Genomic DNA, 20,028 nt, shown 5'->3' with positions numbered 1-20,028 from the left:
TTCCAATCAGCAAAGGAAGTCGTAACGATGAAGAGATTTCTATTATTCCTGCTTCTTGCGGCGACCTTCATGCTTGCCGCACCCGAAGCGATCTATGCGGAGCTCCCTTACCGGACCTCCTACTATGACAGCAATCAAGCGACATGGCTGCGCATCCAGCCTGTATATGCGCCTGCAGAAACAAAAGGCACGCGCTTTGTCGAGCCGATGGATTTGCAGGTAGGAGCGGACGACAAGGTGTACGTTGCAGATAAAGGGGCGAATAAGGTCGTTGTGCTAGATAACGACGGTGCCCTCCTTCTCTCGATTGGCGCGGAAGAAGGGGAGAGCATGCTCAGTGCGCCGGAGGGCTTGTTCGTTACTCCGGATGGGCTGATCTATGTCGCTGATTCAGGAAATCAACGCATTGCCGTATTCGGAGCGGACGGCTCGTTTGTCCGTGAATATAAGAAGCCGGAGTCCACCTTTCTGGAGCAGGAGCATTTTGTGCCCGTCAAGCTGGTGGTTGACCGGCGCGGCGTGATGTACATCAGCTTGAATTCCTCCTACCAAGGCTTGCTTCGCATGAATGAGGACGGGGAGTTCATGGGTTATTTCGGCGCTAACAAGGCGCAGCAAACCGTGCTCAATTGGCTGAAGAAGCTCATTCTCAACAAGGAGCAGCTGTCCAAGGAGCTGGCAAGTTTGCCTCGTCCGATTACGAACGTTGCGCTTGATGGGGATGGTTTCATTTATACGGCAACAGCTGCGGGATTCGGACAGGGCGCTATCCGCAAGCTGAATGCTGGGGGCGTAGACGCCTTCAAGAACAAAACCTTGGTGAACGGGCATGGCATTGTCGATGTAACGAGCGATTCGAACGGCTTCTTGTACAACGTCGACATGGATTCTGCCCGCGTCAATATCTACGACCAGAATGCGGAGGCGTTGTTTGCATTCGGGCTAATCGATAATGAAACGCAGCAGTACGGCGTTCTCGGGTTTCCGACAAGCATAGGCGTAGATTCCAAATTCGGCGTTTGGATATCCGACAGCCGCACCGGTACGATACATAAATTTGTCCGTACCGAGTTCGGGAGCGATGTGATGAATGCGCTTACGCTTTATGTAGAGGGCAAGTATGAGCAGAGCAAGCCTTACTGGGATAAGGTATATGCCCGCAATGACATGTATAACGGCGTGTTTCAAGGGCTCGGCAAGGTGTATTTGCATGAGAGCGATTATGATACTGCCTTATCGTTTCTGAAAACAGCCTTCGACACGGAGGGCTACTCCAAGGCGTATTGGCAAATCCGTCTGGACTTTCTGCAAAAACATTTCATTTGGCTGGCGGCGTCAGCGGCAGTATTTCTGCTATTGCTGAGATTCGGCGGGTCGGCCGTCCGGAAATGGTTGAAGCATCGGCCTCTGCCGCTATCCTGGCAGCGTCCGCTTGGCGATTTGCGAAATCTTTGGTACGTCATGCTTCATCCTTACCATGGTTTTTACAGGCTAAAGGAAGCGAGAGTCGCGCCTTGGATCATTATTCTGATTTTGACAGCTGCCGTGGCGGTAAAGATCTTGACAATCTATTACACCGGATTTCTTTTCCATCCTGTGGAGCTGTCGCAAATTAATCTGTTCGGCAGCTTAGGCTTATTCACGGTTCCTTGGATTACCTGGATCATTGCCAATTATCTCGTATGCAGCGTGAAGGACGGAGAAGGGAAATTCAGAGAGGTCATTCAAGGCAGCGCCTATGCGCTTGCTCCATATCTGTTCTTTTCCATTCCGACGTTAATTTTGTCCAATATCGTGACGCTCGACGAGCGGGTGATCGTGGATTCGCTAAATACAGTCATGTTTCTATGGATGGGCGTCATGCTCATCGTCATGACGCAGGTCATTCATAATTTTGATTTTCTGGAGTCACTCAAAAATATTGCCATTACCGTGTTTACCATTGGCACCATTTGGTTGTTTGCTTTTCTCGTGTTTGGCTTGTCCTACAATTTATATGATTTCTTCTATCAGCTTTACAAGGAGGTGACCTTCTATGGTTGAGCTCATCAAGCGCACTTCCCTTCGCGTAAAGCTCGCGGCAATCGTTTTAATTATGCTTGCTGCCGTTTCCTGCATCCTCTTCCTGCAAGGTGACGAGCTGACGCCTGCCAAAGCGCTGGAGCTGACTGGAATCGAGAAGCCTTCGGCCAGCCGTGCTCCTCTGTACGAAGGGGAAGCATGGTCGCCGCAAACAGGGGCTGACGGTTTTGCCGAAGCGCTGGAAAACGATGATTTTACGCTTTATATTCATCCCGGCACTACGCAGATTGCATTAGTCGATAAGCGATCCGGGTACCGGTGGAGCAGCAATAGGGCGGATGAGCAGCTCGGCAACGAAACGGTGAAGGGCGTCTTGCTTGCCAATCTAAAATCGCCCTTTGTCCTGACATATGTAAGGACGCAAGGGAAGGACCAGACGATTCGCGAGGTTCTGAATGCAAGCGATCCCAAGATTCAAACCACGTTGATCAAAACCGCGGCAGGCCTGCAGGTCTCCTATGTTTTTCCCGATCGGCAGCTTGGCTTTACGATCCAATACGAGCTTACGCCGAAGGGGTTAAAGGCACGGATCCCAACGGACGGCATTAAAGAAGAGGGCGAATATGCCATCTTTACGGTTGATTTGCTTCCTTACTTCGGTGCTGCCGCGCCGGAGGAGGACGGTTATATCTTCGTACCGGACGGACCCGGCGGATTGATTGCTTTTGACAGCGAACGGGCAGGGGTTTCAAGGGGCTACATCCATCAGGTGTACGGGTTGGAATTAACCAATACCGGCAACTGGAGCCGTTCCGGGGAAAGACGGGAAAATATTGCTTTTCCGGTGTTCGGAATGAAGCGAGGCAGCAACGCCTTTATGGCAGTTCTTACGGAGGGCGGAGATTCAGCGAATATCGCGGCGATGCCGCCGGGGCTGAAATCGGGACTGTACAACGTGTACGCCAATCAGATTTACCGCGAGGAATATTTGTATCGGATGAGCCGTCTCGCTGCACCGCTCAAAGCGGTTCAGAAGCAGCGCTTAGAAACGGATAGGGAGGTGGAGTACCGCTTTCTGAACGGCGGGGACGCCGATTATGTCGGGATGGCGAAGGCCTACCGCGACTATATGGCGGAGACAGGCAAGCTGAAGGAAACGCTGAAGCCGGTTGACCATATCCCGCTTTACCTAAAAGTGATGGGAGGCAGCTACACGGAGGCTTTTAACAAAATCAAATATATCGCTGCGACCACCTTCCCGCAGGCAGCAGAAATGGTGAACGACTTGCGTGAGCAGGGCGTCGATCATTTAAAGGTCATTTATTACGGCTGGCAAAATCAAGGCGATTACGATTCGTATGACCGCTTTCCGATCGAGAAGTCACTTGGCGGCGAAGCAGCGGCAAAAGATTTTATTTCCAAGATGACTAAGCTGGGCATTGATGTGCTGTTCGAGGATGATTTTGTTTGGATCGATTCGGAAAGTTCCGAGCTATCGGGCAAAACAAACGGCATTCGCGGCATCGACGAAACGGTATTCATTGATGAAGGCTGGTTTATCAGCAAGCCTGCGCGCACCGTTGCCATGGCGTATCAAACGATGGAGAAGCTTAAGGACATCGGAGTGTCCGGTATGTTGTTCAACTATCTTGGCGAGATGGTATTCCATGATTATGATCCGTCGGGCATTGCGACGCGCTCGGATACGATCGCTATTTATGATGGTTTGCTCGCCTACGCGCAGAAAACGCTCGGCTCGGCCAGCGTTTACCGCGGCAATGACTATACGGTTGGGCAGACAGACTATATTGCCGGCCTTCCTTACGAATCCAGCTACGATTTCATGGTTGATGAGACCGTACCCTTTTATCCGATAGCGCTTCACGGTTATGTTTCTTATTCCTTTGGAGACGGCAACCTGCGCAATGATGTAGAGACGGAATTTCTGAAAGCGATAGAATATGGGGCTGTTCCTTCGTTCTTCTTAACCCATGATGATTCGCGAAAGCTGAAGTATACGTCGGCAGGCTTCCTATTCAGCACGCAATACGAGAAGTGGACGGAACGGATCCTGAAGGAATACGAGGCTTTCGATTCCCTTGCTCCGGTGTTCTCTCAGAAGATAACCGATCATGAAAAGCTGTCGGAGACGAGGTTCGCGACGGTATATGAGGACGGCACGCGCGTCATTGTCGATTATGGCAGCAAGACATTCCAAGTGGAGAAAGGGGAGGGCGCGTAATGAAAGCGAAAGCAAGGGGACGCGCAGCGCGCCTCCATCTTTGGAAGGGCTATGGGCTCGGCTTGATGTTTATGCTGCCGTGGATGATCGGTTTCGCGATGTTTGTGCTCATCCCCATCAGCTGGTCGTTGTTTATGTCCTTCAACAAGGTCCAAGTTGCGGTGGGAGGCTTTAAGTACGAGTGGCTCGGATTCCGCAATTACCGGGACGCCTTCTTGAAGGATAACATTTTTCCGATCGAGCTGATCACGTATTTCCAAGAAATGCTGCTGATGGTTCCGATCATCGTTATATTCGCCCTGCTTATTTCATTAATGCTCAATCAAAAGTTTCCTGGTCGTTTCATATACCGCGCGTTGTTCTTTCTACCGGTTATATTTGCTACGGGGCAGGTGCTCTCTGAGCTTTTCCTGCAAGGAGCCGGGGATATTCCTTTCCTGGAGCAGTATAATTTGCTGCCGCTCGTGGAGGAGTACGTAGGCAAGCAATTTGCCGAAACGGTTATGGCTGTGCTGGGCAAGGCGATTCTTATCTTATGGTATTCAGGCGTACAGATTCTAATCTTTATCGCAGGCTTTCAGACGATTTCTCCGACGATCTATGAAGCCGTACGCATTGACGGGGCATCCCCGTGGGACAGCTTTTGGAAAATCACGCTGCCAGCGTGCGTGCCGTTCATCAGCCTGAATGTGCTTTACACGATCATCGATTTGTTTACATTCCCGCTTAATCCGGTGCTGGCGCATATTAAGAGCAACATGTTTAAGGTCGATACCGGCTACGGCTATGCGAGCGCGCTCGCTTGGATTTATTTTGGATTCATTTTCGCGCTGATCGCCCTCGTATTATGGCTGTTCAACCGAAGCCTCAAGACAAGGAGGGTACATTCATGATTACTGCGATGAAGTCTGAGATTGAGAAGGCGGGCCGCAGCGTCAGAAGCGTTCTTTGGGGCCGAAAAGCGCAAAAAACGAAGATGCTGGTGCTGGGACGAAGCGTATCCGACGGTTTGCTAGCTAAGCTTGTCATCTATCTGCTGCTCTCGATTGTCGCTTATCTCTATTTGCAGCCCATTCTTTATATGGTCAGCACGATGTTCAAGAACATGAGCGATCTGCTGGACCCGACCGTGAAATGGATTCCTCGCGAAGTAACTTGGGAAAATGTATCGAAGGCGCTGAAGGGCTTGCAATACCCGGAGGCGCTTAGGAACACTGCCCTTATATCCGTGAGCTGCTCACTGGTACAGGTCATGATTTGCGCAATGACCGGCTACGCGCTGGCTCGTCTGGCATTGCCGTTCAAGGGACTTTTTACGGCGCTTATCATTTTGACCTTTTTGATTCCGCCGCAGGTCATCATCATCCCGCTTTATGTTATTTTCAGCAAGCTGGGCTTGTTGAATTCAATATTCGTTTTTCTCATTCCCGCGATCTTCGGGCAGGGACTGAAGGGTGCTTTGTTTATTCTGATTTTCCGGCAGTTTTTCAAAGCGCAGCCTCCAAGCCTGGAAGAAGCAGCGAAGCTGGACGGCGCTTCAACGGCAAGGCTGTTTTTCGGAATTATGCTGCCGCTTGCCCGCTCCGCCTGCTTGGTCGTATTTCTTTTCTCGTTCATCTGGTACTGGAATATGTACTACGAGCCGTCGATGTTTTTGACGAAAGGCTTTACGCCGCTGTCTATTCGTTTGGATATGCTCGAAGAGGTGCTGAATCCGTCCTTGCTTGGGAACACCCGCACCATTGTGAATCCGATCACGGAAAGCACCAAAATGGCCGCGGCTTTCTTGATCATTCTCCCGCCGATACTCGTGTTCATGTTTCTGCAGCGCTGGTTCGTAAGCGGAATCGAGAGAACGGGAATCGTCGAGTAGAGCTTGTACAGGACAGGAACCACATGTTGATGCTTATGAGGAGGTGATGATTCGGCAAGGGTTGCAGGCTCCGCGGCAGGATCGGAAGAACCGTTTTATTGCGTACATTGAGGGGAAGGCTTACGAAGCGAGTTTTGCTCTACAGACATGCTCATAAATGATGAGCTTCTTGCGTATCACAAAATTTTTGGGAGGTTAAAACAGTGAAAAACAAACGCGGTTTAACGTGGATGTTGTGTCTCGTATTGATGTTTTCGGTAATACTTTCTGCTTGCTCCAGCAATAACGGAGGCAGCAACGTCCCTAACAATACGGGTGAGGCAACCGATCCGCCTGCTGCAGCGGATAACCAGCCCGCGCCAGATGTCAAAAAAGACCCCGTAACCTTAAAGCTGATCTCATGGTCGGATTCGTACACGGAATTATACAAAAAATTCAACGAAAAATATCCATGGATCACGATCGAGCAGGTGCCGGTCAACAGTCAGCCGATCATGGAAATTATCGCTTCCTTGGAAGCGGCAGGAACGCCTGCGGACTTGACATGGATCGATAGTGACCTCATTACGTTTGATCAAGCCGGGCTTGTGGAGGATCTGTCTCCCTATATCGAGAAGGACCCAACCTTCCAGGATGTGCAGCTGCCCGAAGGCTTCTTCGATACGATGACGTACAAAGACAAAAAGCTTGCAGTCCCATTTGTAGACGTGCCAATGTGGATTTTGGTGAATAAGGATCTTCTTGCTAAGCATGGCGTGGAAATGCCGGCCAACGATTGGACTTATGATGATTTCCGCGACATTGCCAAGAAGCTTACGGATCCAGAGGCAGGTGAATACGGCTTGACGACGCAGCCAGAATTTCAAATGCGCGTGCTGAGCACAAAGGCGATTGCTGACGGCCATGCGTCCAACATTCACTACATGAATGAGGATTTAACGCAAAGCTTGCTGAACACGCCTGATGTCATGAATGACGTAAGATGGCTCTCGGATTTCGTCTGGAAGGACGGTTCGATGCAAAGCAACGCAAAGGCTGCCGAGTCGGGCGACGTAACGAGAGAATTCATAAACGGTAAAACAGGCTTCGCGATCGGCGGAGACTGGGTGCTGCCGGGTCTGAAGAAGGACGCTAAATTCGAATGGGACGTATTGCCTTTCCCTCGCGGCAAGGTAAGCCAGCCTGGCTACAGCATTTACGGTCCGCTGTCGATGCTTAGCGGCTCGAAGCATAAGGAAGAAGCATTCCTGTGGATCAGCTTCCAATTCTCGAAAGAAGCGCAAAAGTGGAAAATCGACCAAGGAGCGAATGCTTCCGTTATCGATCCGGAATTGACGGCCTATTATGACGAGACGCCAATGTGGGAAGGCAAAAACAAAGAAGCGGTCAAAATCGCGAAGGAAAATGCGAAAATCCAGCCAGGCGTTACGATTCCCGCATGGTCCGAATACAACTGGAACAATATTTTGAATGAAATCATATTTGACGGTGCCGATATCAATAGACTCATTCCAGAAACGGAAAAATGGAATAAAAGGACTTTAGAGGTTCGCGAGTCATTGAAATAATCGGTAATCCGCTAAGCAGGCCTCAATGAAAAGGGGCTGTCTCAAAAGGTCTGAAGACCCGAGAGACAGCCCTTTTTTCATGAAAACAAATGGTTTCTTGGTTAACTGGAGTTGTTGCCGAGCGGCACACGGAGGCGTCGATTTAAGTTTGAGCATGCGGCGGTTGCTGCAGCAACGCGGTCGATTTCTATCGGGTGTAATGGGGTTCTCGGTCTAAATGTTTTTTGGAAATATTTGGACGAATGGTCTTGTAGAAGCTAAGAATAATAAAAGTTCGGTCAGAGTTCTACGTTGTAGTTACTGCAATGTATGGACAAAAAACGAGTTGGATCGAGGTGTACAATGCAGTTTCTGCAATGGGAGTGCCTATTTTTGAGCGATTAGGAACGTGTGGCGTCTATTCTGCTGTAGTAAATGCATTGTAGCTAAAATAAAGAAGCGTATACCGTAATTCTGCTGCAGAAACTGCAGTGTACCGGAGCGGCTGGCGGCTAAGAGGATGCCCTGGATTTGCGAGACTAAAGCCCTACGGATACACGATGCTTAAAACGCATTTAGAGAAATTGAAAGCCGCACTTGGAAAGCTGCCGGGAACAATCATCGCAGATGCTGGATAGGGCGGAGAAGAGAACTAGGCTTACCTAGAACAGGGAGAGCTTGAGGCGTTGGTCAAACACAGCTCGTATCATAAGGAAAAATCGAAGAAATGGCAAACGGACATCAGTGAGCTCGACAATGGACATTACGACGAGGAAGAAGATACGTGGACATGCGCGAATGGACAGAAACTTGTCTTTCGCTATGAAAGTAAAGATATAACAGAAAGTGGATTTGAAATCCGACATCGTCATTACCGCAGTGTGAGCTGTGAAGGGTGCCCCATCAATCCCGCTAGTACGAAGGCGCAAGGCGACCGAGAGGTTCGAGTCAGTCTGAGATACATGCGTTACAAGCAGCGGGTGCAGGAAAAGCTGCGCAGCGAGGAAGGTTATGCGTTGTCGGCGAGACGAATGATTGAACCCGAAAGTGTATTCGGGCAGATGAAGACTAACCGGGGATTCCGGCGGTCCCTGCTTCGCGGCTTGTCAAAAGTAAGCCTAGAGGTCGGGTGGCTTTCGCTTGCCCATAATCTACTTAAGCAAGCAGCCATAGACCAGAACAGAAAAATAGCGCAACAGGAATAGCCCACTGCAGCGCTATTTTTTCATGTTTTCCAACACTTCTGTTCAAAGCGAGCTCTCTCTCCAGCGAGCTTACTACTATTGGGACAGCCCCTTTGGGTTGCAGGGTATGCGGGAAGAGCCGATGCATGCTCAGCTTCTAGGGGCCCACAGCATGATAGAGACGCCAACGACACAAATGACGGCTCCGAGCCAATCATAAAAATCAGGCGTTTTTTTATCGATAAGCCAGCCCCACAGGACAGCGAGAATAATAAAAACTCCGCCGTATGCCGCGTACACCCGCCCAAAAGAAGGAAAGCTCTGCAGAGTCGGGATGACGCCGTATGCAATCAGAATTAGACTGCCGGCTACACCGAACCAAAGAGGCTTGGACTCTCGGAGCCACAGCCAAACCAGATAGCCGCCGCCAATTTCAGCTAGTCCCGCAATAACAAATAGGAAAATCGTAAATAGCATGGAACCCTCTCCTTTTATAAATCTATATAAGCCGAACGAGTGATGGAATAGTAGTGCTGCATCGATATGCATTGAAAAAAAACAAACTGGACCTTTGTCTAATCTACAAATTTTTGATACAATTCACAAGTCTGATACTTACAATTTCATAGAATAGCTAGTATGGTGCTGCCGTGAAGTAACTATTCGCAAGCAGCTTAATAGGGAAGTTCGGTCAAAGTCCGACGCGGTCCCGCCACTGTATCGCAGAGCTGACAATCATTTTATCCACTGTCCGGTTAGGACGGGAAGGGGATAGTCGAGCAATGAAGCGAAGCCAGGAGACCTGCCATAAGAGTGCTCTATAATTCTCACGAGGATGGGAGGGAGATGTTTATTCGTGCTTCAGCTATAGGTATTTCCTATGCTTTTTTACGCACGTGACAGCCCCAACATCTTTCCAAAAGCGGAAGATGTTTTTTTATTGCCAAAAATGAACCAAAAGGAGAGAAAACATTGCTTACTTTGAAAACATTCCTAAGAAAAAGCTTGCCTGCAATTTTAAGTTTTGTTTTAATCTTTAGTTTAATTGCGCCCCAAGTCAGTAAAGCGGCCGATCACACTGGAAACGCTGCTTTAAATGAAATGATTGGGAAAACAGTGAATCATTTTAAAAATAAAAATGAAACATTGGAATCCTGGTGGGAGATTGTCGCGCTGTGGGGGGCTGGAGAAAATCTGCAGGACGGCAGCTGGAAACTGCCTAGCTGGAAGACGATAGATCCAAAATCTACCGTATCCGGAACCGAGTATATCCGATTTATTTTTGCATTGCTCGCAATGGGGGAGGATCCGGCTCGTGCTTGGGACACCAACCGTAACCTATACGCAGAGCTGGCCGCGCAGCAAGACGGAGCAACCGGTGCATTTGGTTCCACGAACAAGCACATGTGGGCGATGCTTGCGCTCGATACGGGCGCAAAGCTGGGCAGTGATGTGGGCGTGTGGAATGCAGCCGCAAAACAAAAGGCATTAGACTTTTTATTGAGTAAACAGCTTAGCGACGGCGGCTTCGCATTTTTTGGAAGTACTTCTGACTCTGATATGACGGGAATGGGTCTGCTTGCGCTAGGAAACTATCAGAATGATAGCGCCGTGCAGCAGTCTATTGCAAGAATAAAGGCATTTTTGAAAACAAAGCAGTTAAACAATGAGCAAGTCATGTACGGAGCAAATTCAAACAGCATGTCCGCCGTAGTCTCGGGTTTGACTGCCATTAACGAGGATGTATTGTCTGATCCTTGGACGGCCAATGGCAAAAGCGTTCTCGATTCATTTGTGCTTTATCAACTGCAGGATGGCACTTTCAAATGGAATGAGAGCGACATTAAAGGCAATGGTATGGCTACCGAACAAGCACTGATTGCCCTCACCGATATCCAGCAACTGAAAAGCGTGTGGTACCGCTTTGGTGAAATCAAACAGCCAGTTTCGGTAAGCGTTAAAGTCGACGGCATCACGGATAGTATCTATACCAAGCAAGCCGTCTCGGTATCGCAAATCAAAAACCAGGCAACGGCGCTTGATGCGCTTAAGACCGCCCTTGATCAAGCGAATCCGAAAATCAGCTACAAAATCGTAGACAGCAGCTTCGGTGCTTACGTTCAAGGCATTGATGGCCAAGATGCGGGCACATTAGGCGGCTGGGACGGCTGGATGTACGAGGTTAACGGCATCGCGCCACAAGTTGGTGCAAGTGCTTACAAGCTCAAACCAAACGATGAAGTCAGGTTCTACTACAGCCGTTACCCTGCGATTTCTACAACATCACAGCTAGAAGAAGGCGCGATAGGATCCCCTGTAGTTGTCACACTTGTTGGCGATGAATTTAGCAGCAATGCAGAAGAATTTAATAACTGGAGTATTAATACTTCAGATTCAGGAATGCAATTTTATTCAATAGAAAAAGTAAGCAAACAGACAGTTAAGATTTATCTTTTAGGCCTAGTGTCGGATAAGCCAGTTACGATCCACGCATTACCAGGAGCGTTGGTTGGTAACCAAAATAGTAATTCAATTACCTTACGACTTCCAGTCACAGTTGATTTGCAAGTAGACGGAATTTCCGGATCGATTTACGCCAAACAGCAGGTCACGATTAAAAATACGGCAAAACCGGCAACGGCACTGGATTTGCTAAAACAAGCTCTTGATCAAGCGAATCCGAAAATCAGCTACAAAATCGTAGACAGCAGCTTCGGTGCCTATGTCACTTCTATTCAGGGCCAAGCCGCAGGCAGCCTTGGCGGCTGGGACGGCTGGATGTATGAAGTAAACGGCATCGCTCCAAGCGTTGGCGCAGCCGCATACGAGCTGAAGTCTGCTGATGTTGTGCGGTTCTACTACAGCAGATGGCCGGCCATTTCAACGACAGCACAAATCGCAAACGGAGCTTCGAACCCGTCAGTCGAGGTAACGCTCGTTGGTGATGAGTTTACAGCTGATGCGGTGAACAGCAGCAATTGGTCCATTCAAACGGGAAACACGGGACTTCAAGTAAATGCGATCAGCAAAGATGGAAATAAAGCGACGATTTCATTTACAGGAACAGCCGAAGGCGGAACGATTACATTAAAAGCATTGGGCGCTGCGCTTGTCGGCAATACAGACAGCGATTCAATAGCTGTAGTAGTCCCTCGCGTACTTAGCGGCTCAACGGATCAAACGATTGCGATTAATGAGAATGAAAAATCCGTTCTGATCACAGAAGCAGGGACAAGTCCTCTAACGAATAACGTGAGCCTTACTTTCGCGACGGCAGCATTGCCAAAGGTGACGGCAGAACGCGGAAACGCATGGCTTGAGATTCCGGTCAATACAGTTGTCACATCGGCATGGAATAAAGAACTTAAACTGCCGCAAAATCTTAGCGCGACGGAAAGCGGATTGGACGCTAAGCTGAATACGGCGCTTTCTTCCGACAATAAAAAGGTTGCTGCCATTGCCGTTCGCATTCAAGCAGGCGGCTCGGAGAAAATTGAGTTCAACCAACATGTCACCCTAACCTTGAAAGGCCAAGGCGACAAAGAAGCAGGATTCATTGATCAAACGGGAGTATTTACGCCAATCAAAAAATACTCGGATTCGTCTGCAAGAACAGACGAGGTTTACGCATACAGCCAAAACGGCGATCTGATTATTAAAACAAAACATTTTACCGAGTTTCTTGCTTATACAACTTCGGCATTAACGATTGGCGGAGGCGGCGGAGGTCTTCCGATAGCCCAAACCATCACGTTATCCGTTGAAAAACGTTCACTAAATGAGGGGGACATCGTTGCTCCTTATGCCGTGACCCTGACCGAAGGAGATACGGCGTTCACGGCACTCAAACGAGCTATGGAGCAAAAAGGCGTATCGCTGAACTACACAGGTTCAGGTGCAAGCATTTATGTCCAAGCGATTGGCGGTCTTGCTGAATTCGATAAAGGTTCGGAAAGCGGCTGGATGTATTCCGTAAACGGCGTGTTCCCTAAATCAAGCGCGGGAGCCTACACGCTGAAAAACGGCGATGTGCTGCGCTGGCAATATACGAAAGATCTAGGTAAAGATCTTGGTTCACCGCTTGAGCCGGGCGAATCCGGCGAACAACTCCCTGGCGAGAATCCAGATCCAGAACCGACGAAATATACCGATGAAGCTAAGATTGCAAGCTGGGCGCTAGCTGCCGTAACGAAAGCGACGGAGCTTGGCTTTATGAACGGTACGAGCGTGGAGAATCCGAAATTTGAGCCTAAACGTCAGCTGACTCGCGCCGAGTTTGCTGCATTAGTCGTCAAATATGCAGGAGAAGAACCGCTGCAGGCTGATTCAGGCTTTAATGATGTAAATAAACAGGCATGGTATTACGGTTATGTAGCGGCTGCAAAAGAAAAAGGCTTGATGTCAGGCATTTCCGACACGGCCTTTGCTCCGAGCGAGTCCATTACTAGACAAGAAATGGCTGCAGTCCTCGTTAGGCTTAAGGGCTTGACTGACGCGAATGCGCCGCAAGCTGCAATTAAGGACCGCGATGCCGTATCGGCATGGGCTGTTCCTTTTGTAAACGTGGCTTACCAAAAAGGCTTGATGACCGGCGATAACGGGTTATTCAACCCGCAAGCTCTTGTAACGAGAGAGATGGCGGCGGTTACCATTATCAGGTTGCATGAATTGAAATAATCACCAAGCTGCCTCATGGCTAAGCGTTAGCCGTGAGGCAGCTATTTTAATAGAGGGAGCGTGTTTTTAAGAAATGCTGACTAGAAGCGTGTCGTATCGATGCTTGATGCTCTTCATGGGCGTTATCGTATTTCTTTCCTATATTTGCTCAGCCTTGCTGCTACCGGAACAAGCAAAGGCAGCTGACCAACTCAATGTCAGCACGGAAATCAAACAAGCAGCAGAGCAAATTTTAAACAGCGGCGTGATCAGCGATTGGGAGGCGTTAGGATTAGCTCGTTCAGGAAAGCCATTGCCTGCCAGCTATTTGAATCTGTTAACGGATGAATTGAAGGAGAAGAATGGCGAGTTCCGCAAAGTAACCGACGCGGAGCGCATTGCGATTGCTGTTCGGGCTGCCGGAGTGAATGCGGCTTCGTTTGCAGGTTTTAATCTTATTGAAAGCATCTATAATCATGCGAAAATGACGAATCAAGGCACCAACGGCCCGATTTTTGCATTAATTGCTTTGGACAGCGGGAGCTATGAGGTGCCTGCGAATGCTTTATGGACGCGCGAAAAGCTGGTGGATTGGCTGCTTAGCCAGCAAAACGCCGGCGGAGCATTCCCGCTTTCGGAACAAGGCGAGGACAATTTGGATATTACGGCGATGGCCATAAGCGCGCTCGCTCCATATCAGGAACAAGCAAATGTGAAGAGCGCGATTGACAAAGCCGTATCCTGGCTGTCTTCCCAGCAGCAGGTTAACGGAGGCTTTCAAGCCTTCGGCGAAGATAACAGCGAGAGCGTCGCGCAGGTGATTATCGCTTTGTCAGCCGCTGGAATCAACCCCCTCGATACTAGATTCTTAAAAAAGAACGGGAATCTTCTGACCAGCTTGCTGCGCTTTCGTCAGGCGGATGGAGGCTTTTCCCATGCCATAGATCAGCCTTCAAACGAAATGGCGACGGAGCAGGCATTAATGGCTCTAGTCGCATATGACCGGTTTACTAGGCTAGAGCCGGCTTTATTCGACATTTCGGCTGATACGAGCTTGACCGGTGTGAAGGAGCAATTTGTAGATAACGAGCTAATTTCGTCATGGGCTTATGATGCGGTATATCGTGTATTCGAGGTTAAAATCATGGTAGGGGTAAGCGGCTCAGAGCTCCGCTTCGATCCAAAGAAGCCGATGACAAGAGCCGAATTTGCAACGCTGCTCATCAACCTGCTCGAGGAAGACCCTGCGAAGGATGCCGCAGAAGCGTTCAAGGATGTTCGGCCGGGCGCTTGGTATTACGGCTCGATTATGCGCGCGAGGGAGCTTGGCATCATTCAAGGCATTACAGCAGATACATTTAAACCGGGTCAGGTAGTGACCAGGCAGGAGACGGCGATTATGATTGCCAAAGCGTTTGAGCTTAAAGGAAATTCAGACCCGCTGCCTTTCGATGATGCGAATAGCATCCATGTCAGCGCAAAAGCATACGTCAGCGCGGTATATGCAAACGGTTTGATGCAGGGCTCTAACGGTAGCTTTAACCCAAAGGCAGCCGTTACGAGAGAGATGGCGGCTGTCGTAGCGGATAAGCTGCTTCAAAAGAAGAACGATACAATAAAAAGCAACAGCCTCAAATAAATGCATGCTTCGAGGAAGCAGCCCTGACGATTTGTCGTCAGGGCTTTTTTTATGCTGTATGCCTGCAAATACGCGGAAACGAAAAATTCACTGGTTTTTAATTGTTTTAGTCTGGTTTTTAAATGGTTTGTTTAATTGAATTCCCTATAATTGGAATGGTATCGCTTACATGGACAGGGGGGAGGCAGTAGCAGGCTCGGAAGGAACCAACCGAATTTGAAGCGTGAACTCACAATCAGATTTTCAGGGAGGTAAATAACGAAATGCAAAAGTCAAGTGTTAGGAACGGGAAGCTGCTTCTATCGAAGCTTCTTAGCTGTATGCTGGTCATGTCACTTCTTATGCCGCTTCATCTAGCTTCCGTACATGCGGCAGATACGGCTCTCGTCTCCGACGATTTTAGCAACTATAAGAACGGGGAATTCACAATTGGCGTAGGCAATAACTGGACAAAAGAAGGAACTGCTCCCACTGTCAACTTTTCGAAGAATACAGTGACGGGCTCGACATATGCGGAAATTAACCATAGTGGGACAGGGTCCTCTTATTTTGGACAAAGATTCGCTGCCCAAAATGGCGGGACGATCATCGAATTTGATGTGAATCTTCCTACAAACAAGGGCGGAACCTTATGGGTGATGGATGGGAAGGTGAATGCGACAAATGCGGCAGCCCTTCGTTACCAGCTGGACGCAGGCGTGATCAAGCGCCATAATGCGGCTGCGGAGAATCAGATCAATTATGATCCCACCCACTGGTACCGTTTCAAAATGGTGTTTAATACGCCGCAAAAAAAAAATACGGTATCCATTACCGATTTGACGACGGAAACGACCGTCGTATGGCCGGATGCGTTCTACAGCCCGCGGGAGCGAATTAGCAGCTTCGGTTTTTTCGTGAATGCGGGCGGCGGGACTTTTAATTTAACCAATGTCAAGGTCACAGCGCTTGATCTAGCATTAAGCAGCCTGGGTATTCAAGCGGGAGACTCTGCTGCGGCACTCGTTCCGCCTTTTGATCCGAAGGTGGACAACTATACGCTGGAGGTTCCTTACTCAGTTTCGGAGCTGGCGGTTCGTCCGGCAGCAAGCAATCCAGGCGGAGTTTCGCTGAAGGTAGGGGAAGCAAGCGTAGAGAGCGGAGGTTCGAAGCCGATTGCGTTAACCGGGAGCTCGACCAGCTTCGGCGTATCTGTCACCTCTTCGGAATACAGCGATATTTACAAGACCTATACGGTTACAGTGAAGAAGCTGGATAAGGCTCCTAATGTCAATTATCCTGTTGCAGAGGGAAAAGATTCAAAGGTGCTGCTGGGCTGGGAGGAACCGTCTGATCCCGCTTATAAGGAAGCAAGAGTTTACAAGAAAAATGATGATGATTCGCTAGTATTGGTGGATACGGTGGCCAAAGGAAAATATATCTCGACGATTAACGGGTTGACCAACGGTACGCCGTACAGCTTCGTCATCAAAGGCGCATTTGCATATGAGGGCGAGGAAGTAACCGAGTCAGCCGGCGTAACGGTGAGTGCGGAGCCAAGCAAGCACGCAGCGCGGCAAATGGAAAATTTGGACCGCGGCTTGGTAGCTGTCAAGCAGGCTGACCATGTATATGTGGGCTGGAGGATGCTCGGAACAGATCCGTCTGCCATTGCTTTTAATCTTTATCGCGATGGTGCTAAAGTCAACACCAGCCCGATTACGAACAGTACGAACTTTGAGGATGCAGGTGGCAAAACCGATTCGATCTATTTCGTCCGGGCGGTTATCGACGGTACTGAGCAGCGCCAATCGGAATCTGCCGAGGTATGGGATTCGAATGCATTGGACGTTCCGATTCAAAAGCCGGCAGACGGTGTAACGCCTAGCGGTGAAGCCTACAGCTACCGCGCTAATGACGCCTCGATCGCGGATCTGGACGGCGACGGCCAATATGAAATCGTATTGAAATGGGATCCAAGCAATGCCAAGGATAATTCCCAAAGCGGATACACGGGTAATACCTACGTAGACGCATATGAGCTGGACGGAACACGGCTTTGGAGAATCGATTTGGGCAAAAACATCCGGGCGGGAGCTCATTATTTGGATGTGATGGTCTATGATCTCGACGGTGACGGCAAGGCGGAAATAACCTTCCGAACTGCGGACGGCACGATCGACGGCGAAGGCCAGGTCATCGGCGATGCAGAAGCCGATTACCGGAATGCAAGCGGTTATATTTTGGCAGGGCCTGAATATCATACGGTCTTTGAAGGGGCAACCGGCAAAGCGCTTGCTACAGAAGCCTATGAGCCGGAACGCGGAAACGTCGCAGACTGGGGCGATGCTTACGGAAACCGGGTTGACCGCTTTCTGGCAGCAATTGCTTATTTAGACGGCGAGAGACCAAGTATCATCATGCAGCGCGGTTATTATACACGTATGGTGCTGGTTGCTTATAACTGGAGAGACGGCAAGCTGACTAAGCTGTGGACCTTTGATTCCAATACAACTGGAAACGAAAGCTATGCGGGACAAGGAAATCATCAGCTCAGCGTAGCGGATGTCGATGCGGACGGCAGAGATGAAATCATCACGGGTGCAACTGCGATTGACGATGACGGAACAGGATTATGGAACTCACGGCTTGGACATGGCGATGCCATGCATCTCGGCGACTTGGATCCTACGCGCTTAGGCTTAGAATTGTTTGCCGTGCAGGAGGATACGTCGGTTAAATATTCGGCAGATGTGAAGGATGCGCGGACGGGCAGAGTGCTTTGGGGGCAGCTGCAAACTGGAATTGATACCGGAAGAGGCTTGTCAGCGGATATTGATCCGCGATATGAAGGAGCGGAAGCCTGGGCAATCGACGGTGCTTGGAACAGCCCGACAGGAGGCTTGTTCACCGCGCAAGGAGAGAAAATAGCGAATCAAATTCCAAGCTCCAACTTCGCGATTTGGTGGGATGGAGATCTCAGCCGCGAGCTGCTTGACCATGTATGGCAGGGGGATACGCTTCGGGTAGGCATTCCGAAAATCGATAAATGGGATTATGAGGCGAATCAACTAGTCAATCTAGAGACGTTTACGGGAACGCATTCGAATAACGATACAAAAGGGAATCCTGCACTGCAAGTAGATATGCTGGGGGATTGGCGCGAAGAGGTCATCGTGCGTACAGAGGACAGCAGGGCGCTTCGAATTTATACCACGACCGATGTGACGGAGCATCGCATTCCTACGCTAATGCATGATCYGGTCTATCGGGTGGGTATTGCTTGGCAGAATACGGGTTATAACCAACCGCCGCATACAAGCTTCTTTTTGGGTACGGGGCTGGAAACGCCGGCGCAGCCTAATATTCGCACCAATGAAATCAAAGCCACGGGTTTAAGTGTATCGCTCTCATCGACTGAAGTAGCGGTCGGACAGCAAATCCAGTTAAATCCCGTATTCACGCCGGCAGCAGCAACGAATCAAACCGTAAGCTGGTCAGTTTATAATGAGGATGGCTCCGCCACCAAGCTGGCATCAATTAATGCAAGCGGACTTCTGACAGCGGCAGCAGTCGGTAAGGTAAAAGTGGAAGCAGCCGCTAAGGATGGTTCCGCTGTGGTGGGATCAGCCCTATTAACGATTAAAGCTGCGATTACAGAAGTGCCAAGCGGAGGAACAGCGCCGCAGCCGGCTGTCACGGTTGGAAGCGGCAGCGTTAAGCAAACCGTCGCAGTCGATGCATCCGGCAAAGTGGCAGTTGAATTTAAAGCCGCCGATGTTGCGAAAGCAGCGGAAACCGCCGCAGGCAAATCGCTTGTGCTGGAAGTAGCAACAGATAAAGCAGCAGCGGCTGTGCAAGCTGTACTGCCTGCGCAGGCGCTAAAAACAAGCGTGGACAAAACGATTCAAACCGTTGAAGTACGACTGGGCTTAGCGACCGTCTCCATCGATAAGGCGCTGATTGCGTCAAGCGTAACAAACGAGGCTTCCAAGGTAGAGCTGTCTGTTCGTAAAATAGATGCAGCCGCACTGCCCGAAGAGGTAAGGGAAAAGGTAGGAGCCCATCCGGTGCTAGACTTTAACCTGACGGTTGACGGCAAGAAGGTTAGCGCGTTTGACGGCAGCGTAAAGGTTGAGCTCGATTATAAGCTTGCCGAAGGGGAAAATCCAAACGCCATTGTCATTTATTATGTAGACGAGCAGAACAAGCTTCATCTCGTGAAAAACGGGGCCTATCAGCCGTCTACGGGGAAAGTCGTGTTTAAACCAAGCCATTTCAGCCAATATGCGGTTTCTTACGTGAAAACAAGCTTTACCGACATCGTACGCGTGAGCTGGGCGAAGGAAAGCATCGAATCCCTTGCAGCACGAAATATCGTTAATGGGGTAGGTAATCAAACCTTTAAGCCGGATCTGAATGTCACTAGAGCAGAATTTCTGAAAATGCTCATGTTCGCGTTTGATCTTGCGGATGAGGGCACGAAGAGCGAGCTTAGCGACTTACAGGAGGGAAGCTGGTATTACAGCTCCATTGCGAGCGCTCAGAAGCTGGGTATCGTGCTAGGCAAAGCTGTCGGCAGCTTCGGCGTGAACGACGAGATTACAAGGCAGGATATGGCGGTCATGGCTTATCGCGCTTCGCAGCATCTCAAGCTTGGACTAGGCGGCCAAGCATCATCCGCAGCATTTGCAGATCAAGCCGCTATCGACGGCTATGCGGTTGAAGCGGCCGAGGCGATGCAAGCAGCGGGCATTATTCAAGGAATGGGAGGCGGAGTGTTCGCGCCGAAGGAGCAGGCGACTAGAGCGCAGGCAGCCGTAATTATTCATAAGCTTATTCAATTGTCGAATGCATAAGGATTGATTTAAGAACCATGCCGCTTA

At 49.6% G+C, this 20,028-nt stretch carries 9 protein-coding genes, 1 pseudogene and 1 riboswitch; of the genes and pseudogenes, 9 read left to right on the top strand and 1 reads right to left on the bottom strand.

Annotated features, from left to right (window positions below):
* The first annotated feature begins 27 nt into the window (after window positions 1–27).
* From AC1DLI_RS25580 to AC1DLI_RS25555, 6 genes and pseudogenes are all read left to right on the top strand, one after another.
* Complete coding sequence (locus AC1DLI_RS25580) at window positions 28–2,043, top strand: YIP1 family protein (RefSeq protein ID WP_477607287.1); 2,016 nt, start codon at window positions 28–30, stop codon at window positions 2,041–2,043.
* The gene (locus tag AC1DLI_RS25575) at window positions 2,036–4,264 is read left to right on the top strand and encodes a DUF5696 domain-containing protein (protein ID WP_477607286.1); all 2,229 of its coding nucleotides are present in this window, start codon (window positions 2,036–2,038) and stop codon (window positions 4,262–4,264) included. The genes AC1DLI_RS25580 and AC1DLI_RS25575 overlap by 8 nt, the downstream gene beginning before the upstream one ends.
* On the top strand, window positions 4,264–5,157 hold the full coding sequence (locus tag AC1DLI_RS25570) for a carbohydrate ABC transporter permease (RefSeq protein WP_477607285.1): 894 nt from the start codon (window positions 4,264–4,266) through the stop codon (window positions 5,155–5,157). The genes AC1DLI_RS25575 and AC1DLI_RS25570 overlap by 1 nt, the downstream gene beginning before the upstream one ends.
* Complete coding sequence (locus tag AC1DLI_RS25565) at window positions 5,154–6,137, top strand: carbohydrate ABC transporter permease (protein WP_477607284.1); 984 nt, start codon at window positions 5,154–5,156, stop codon at window positions 6,135–6,137. Before AC1DLI_RS25570 ends, AC1DLI_RS25565 begins: the two co-directional genes overlap by 4 nt.
* A gap of 203 nt (window positions 6,138–6,340) precedes the next feature.
* Window positions 6,341–7,705 carry an ABC transporter substrate-binding protein gene (locus AC1DLI_RS25560; protein WP_477607283.1) on the top strand — a complete coding sequence of 455 codons (1,365 nt, stop codon included), beginning with the start codon at window positions 6,341–6,343 and terminating at the stop codon, window positions 7,703–7,705.
* Window positions 7,706–8,230: 525 nt separating this feature from the next.
* Window positions 8,231–8,889 (top strand): annotated as a pseudogene (locus AC1DLI_RS25555) (transposase); the annotation flags it as partial.
* Window positions 8,890–9,018: 129 nt separating this feature from the next.
* Here AC1DLI_RS25555 and AC1DLI_RS25550 read toward each other — a convergent pair.
* The gene (locus tag AC1DLI_RS25550) at window positions 9,019–9,345 is read right to left on the bottom strand and encodes a YnfA family protein (protein ID WP_477607282.1); all 327 of its coding nucleotides are present in this window, start codon (window positions 9,343–9,345) and stop codon (window positions 9,019–9,021) included.
* A 146-nt stretch (window positions 9,346–9,491) separates the two neighbouring features.
* Window positions 9,492–9,692: riboswitch (cobalamin riboswitch) on the top strand.
* 148 nt (window positions 9,693–9,840) lie between these two features.
* Between AC1DLI_RS25550 and AC1DLI_RS25545 the strand changes: the two genes are divergently transcribed.
* The 3 genes from AC1DLI_RS25545 to AC1DLI_RS25535 all read left to right on the top strand — a co-directional run bounded on the left by AC1DLI_RS25545 (window position 9,841) and on the right by AC1DLI_RS25535 (window position 20,001).
* Window positions 9,841–13,545 carry a DUF4430 domain-containing protein gene (locus AC1DLI_RS25545; protein WP_477607281.1) on the top strand — a complete coding sequence of 1,235 codons (3,705 nt, stop codon included), beginning with the start codon at window positions 9,841–9,843 and terminating at the stop codon, window positions 13,543–13,545.
* Between the two features lie 73 nt (window positions 13,546–13,618).
* The gene (locus AC1DLI_RS25540; protein ID WP_477607280.1) at window positions 13,619–15,163 is read left to right on the top strand and encodes an S-layer homology domain-containing protein; all 1,545 of its coding nucleotides are present in this window, start codon (window positions 13,619–13,621) and stop codon (window positions 15,161–15,163) included.
* A 263-nt stretch (window positions 15,164–15,426) separates the two neighbouring features.
* A complete protein-coding gene (locus AC1DLI_RS25535; RefSeq protein ID WP_477607279.1) occupies window positions 15,427–20,001 on the top strand; it encodes a rhamnogalacturonan lyase family protein in 4,575 nt (1,524 codons plus the stop codon).
* Window positions 20,002–20,028: the final 27 nt, after the last annotated feature.

This window comes from Paenibacillus sp. 01T443, assembly GCF_056398325.1.
This window is presented reverse-complemented; position numbering and strand designations above follow the sequence as displayed.

Excerpts from the sequence above, each read along its gene's own strand:
- AC1DLI_RS25580 (WP_477607287.1), top strand. The coding sequence starts at position 28 with ATGAAGAGATTTCTATTATTCCTGCTTCTTGCGGCGACCTTCATGCTT.
- AC1DLI_RS25575 (WP_477607286.1), top strand. The coding sequence starts at position 2,036 with ATGGTTGAGCTCATCAAGCGCACTTCCCTTCGCGTAAAGCTCGCGGCA.
- AC1DLI_RS25570 (WP_477607285.1), top strand. The coding sequence starts at position 4,264 with ATGAAAGCGAAAGCAAGGGGACGCGCAGCGCGCCTCCATCTTTGGAAG.
- AC1DLI_RS25565 (WP_477607284.1), top strand. The coding sequence starts at position 5,154 with ATGATTACTGCGATGAAGTCTGAGATTGAGAAGGCGGGCCGCAGCGTC.
- AC1DLI_RS25550 (WP_477607282.1), bottom strand. The coding sequence starts at position 9,345 with ATGCTATTTACGATTTTCCTATTTGTTATTGCGGGACTAGCTGAAATT.
- AC1DLI_RS25540 (WP_477607280.1), top strand. The coding sequence starts at position 13,619 with ATGCTGACTAGAAGCGTGTCGTATCGATGCTTGATGCTCTTCATGGGC.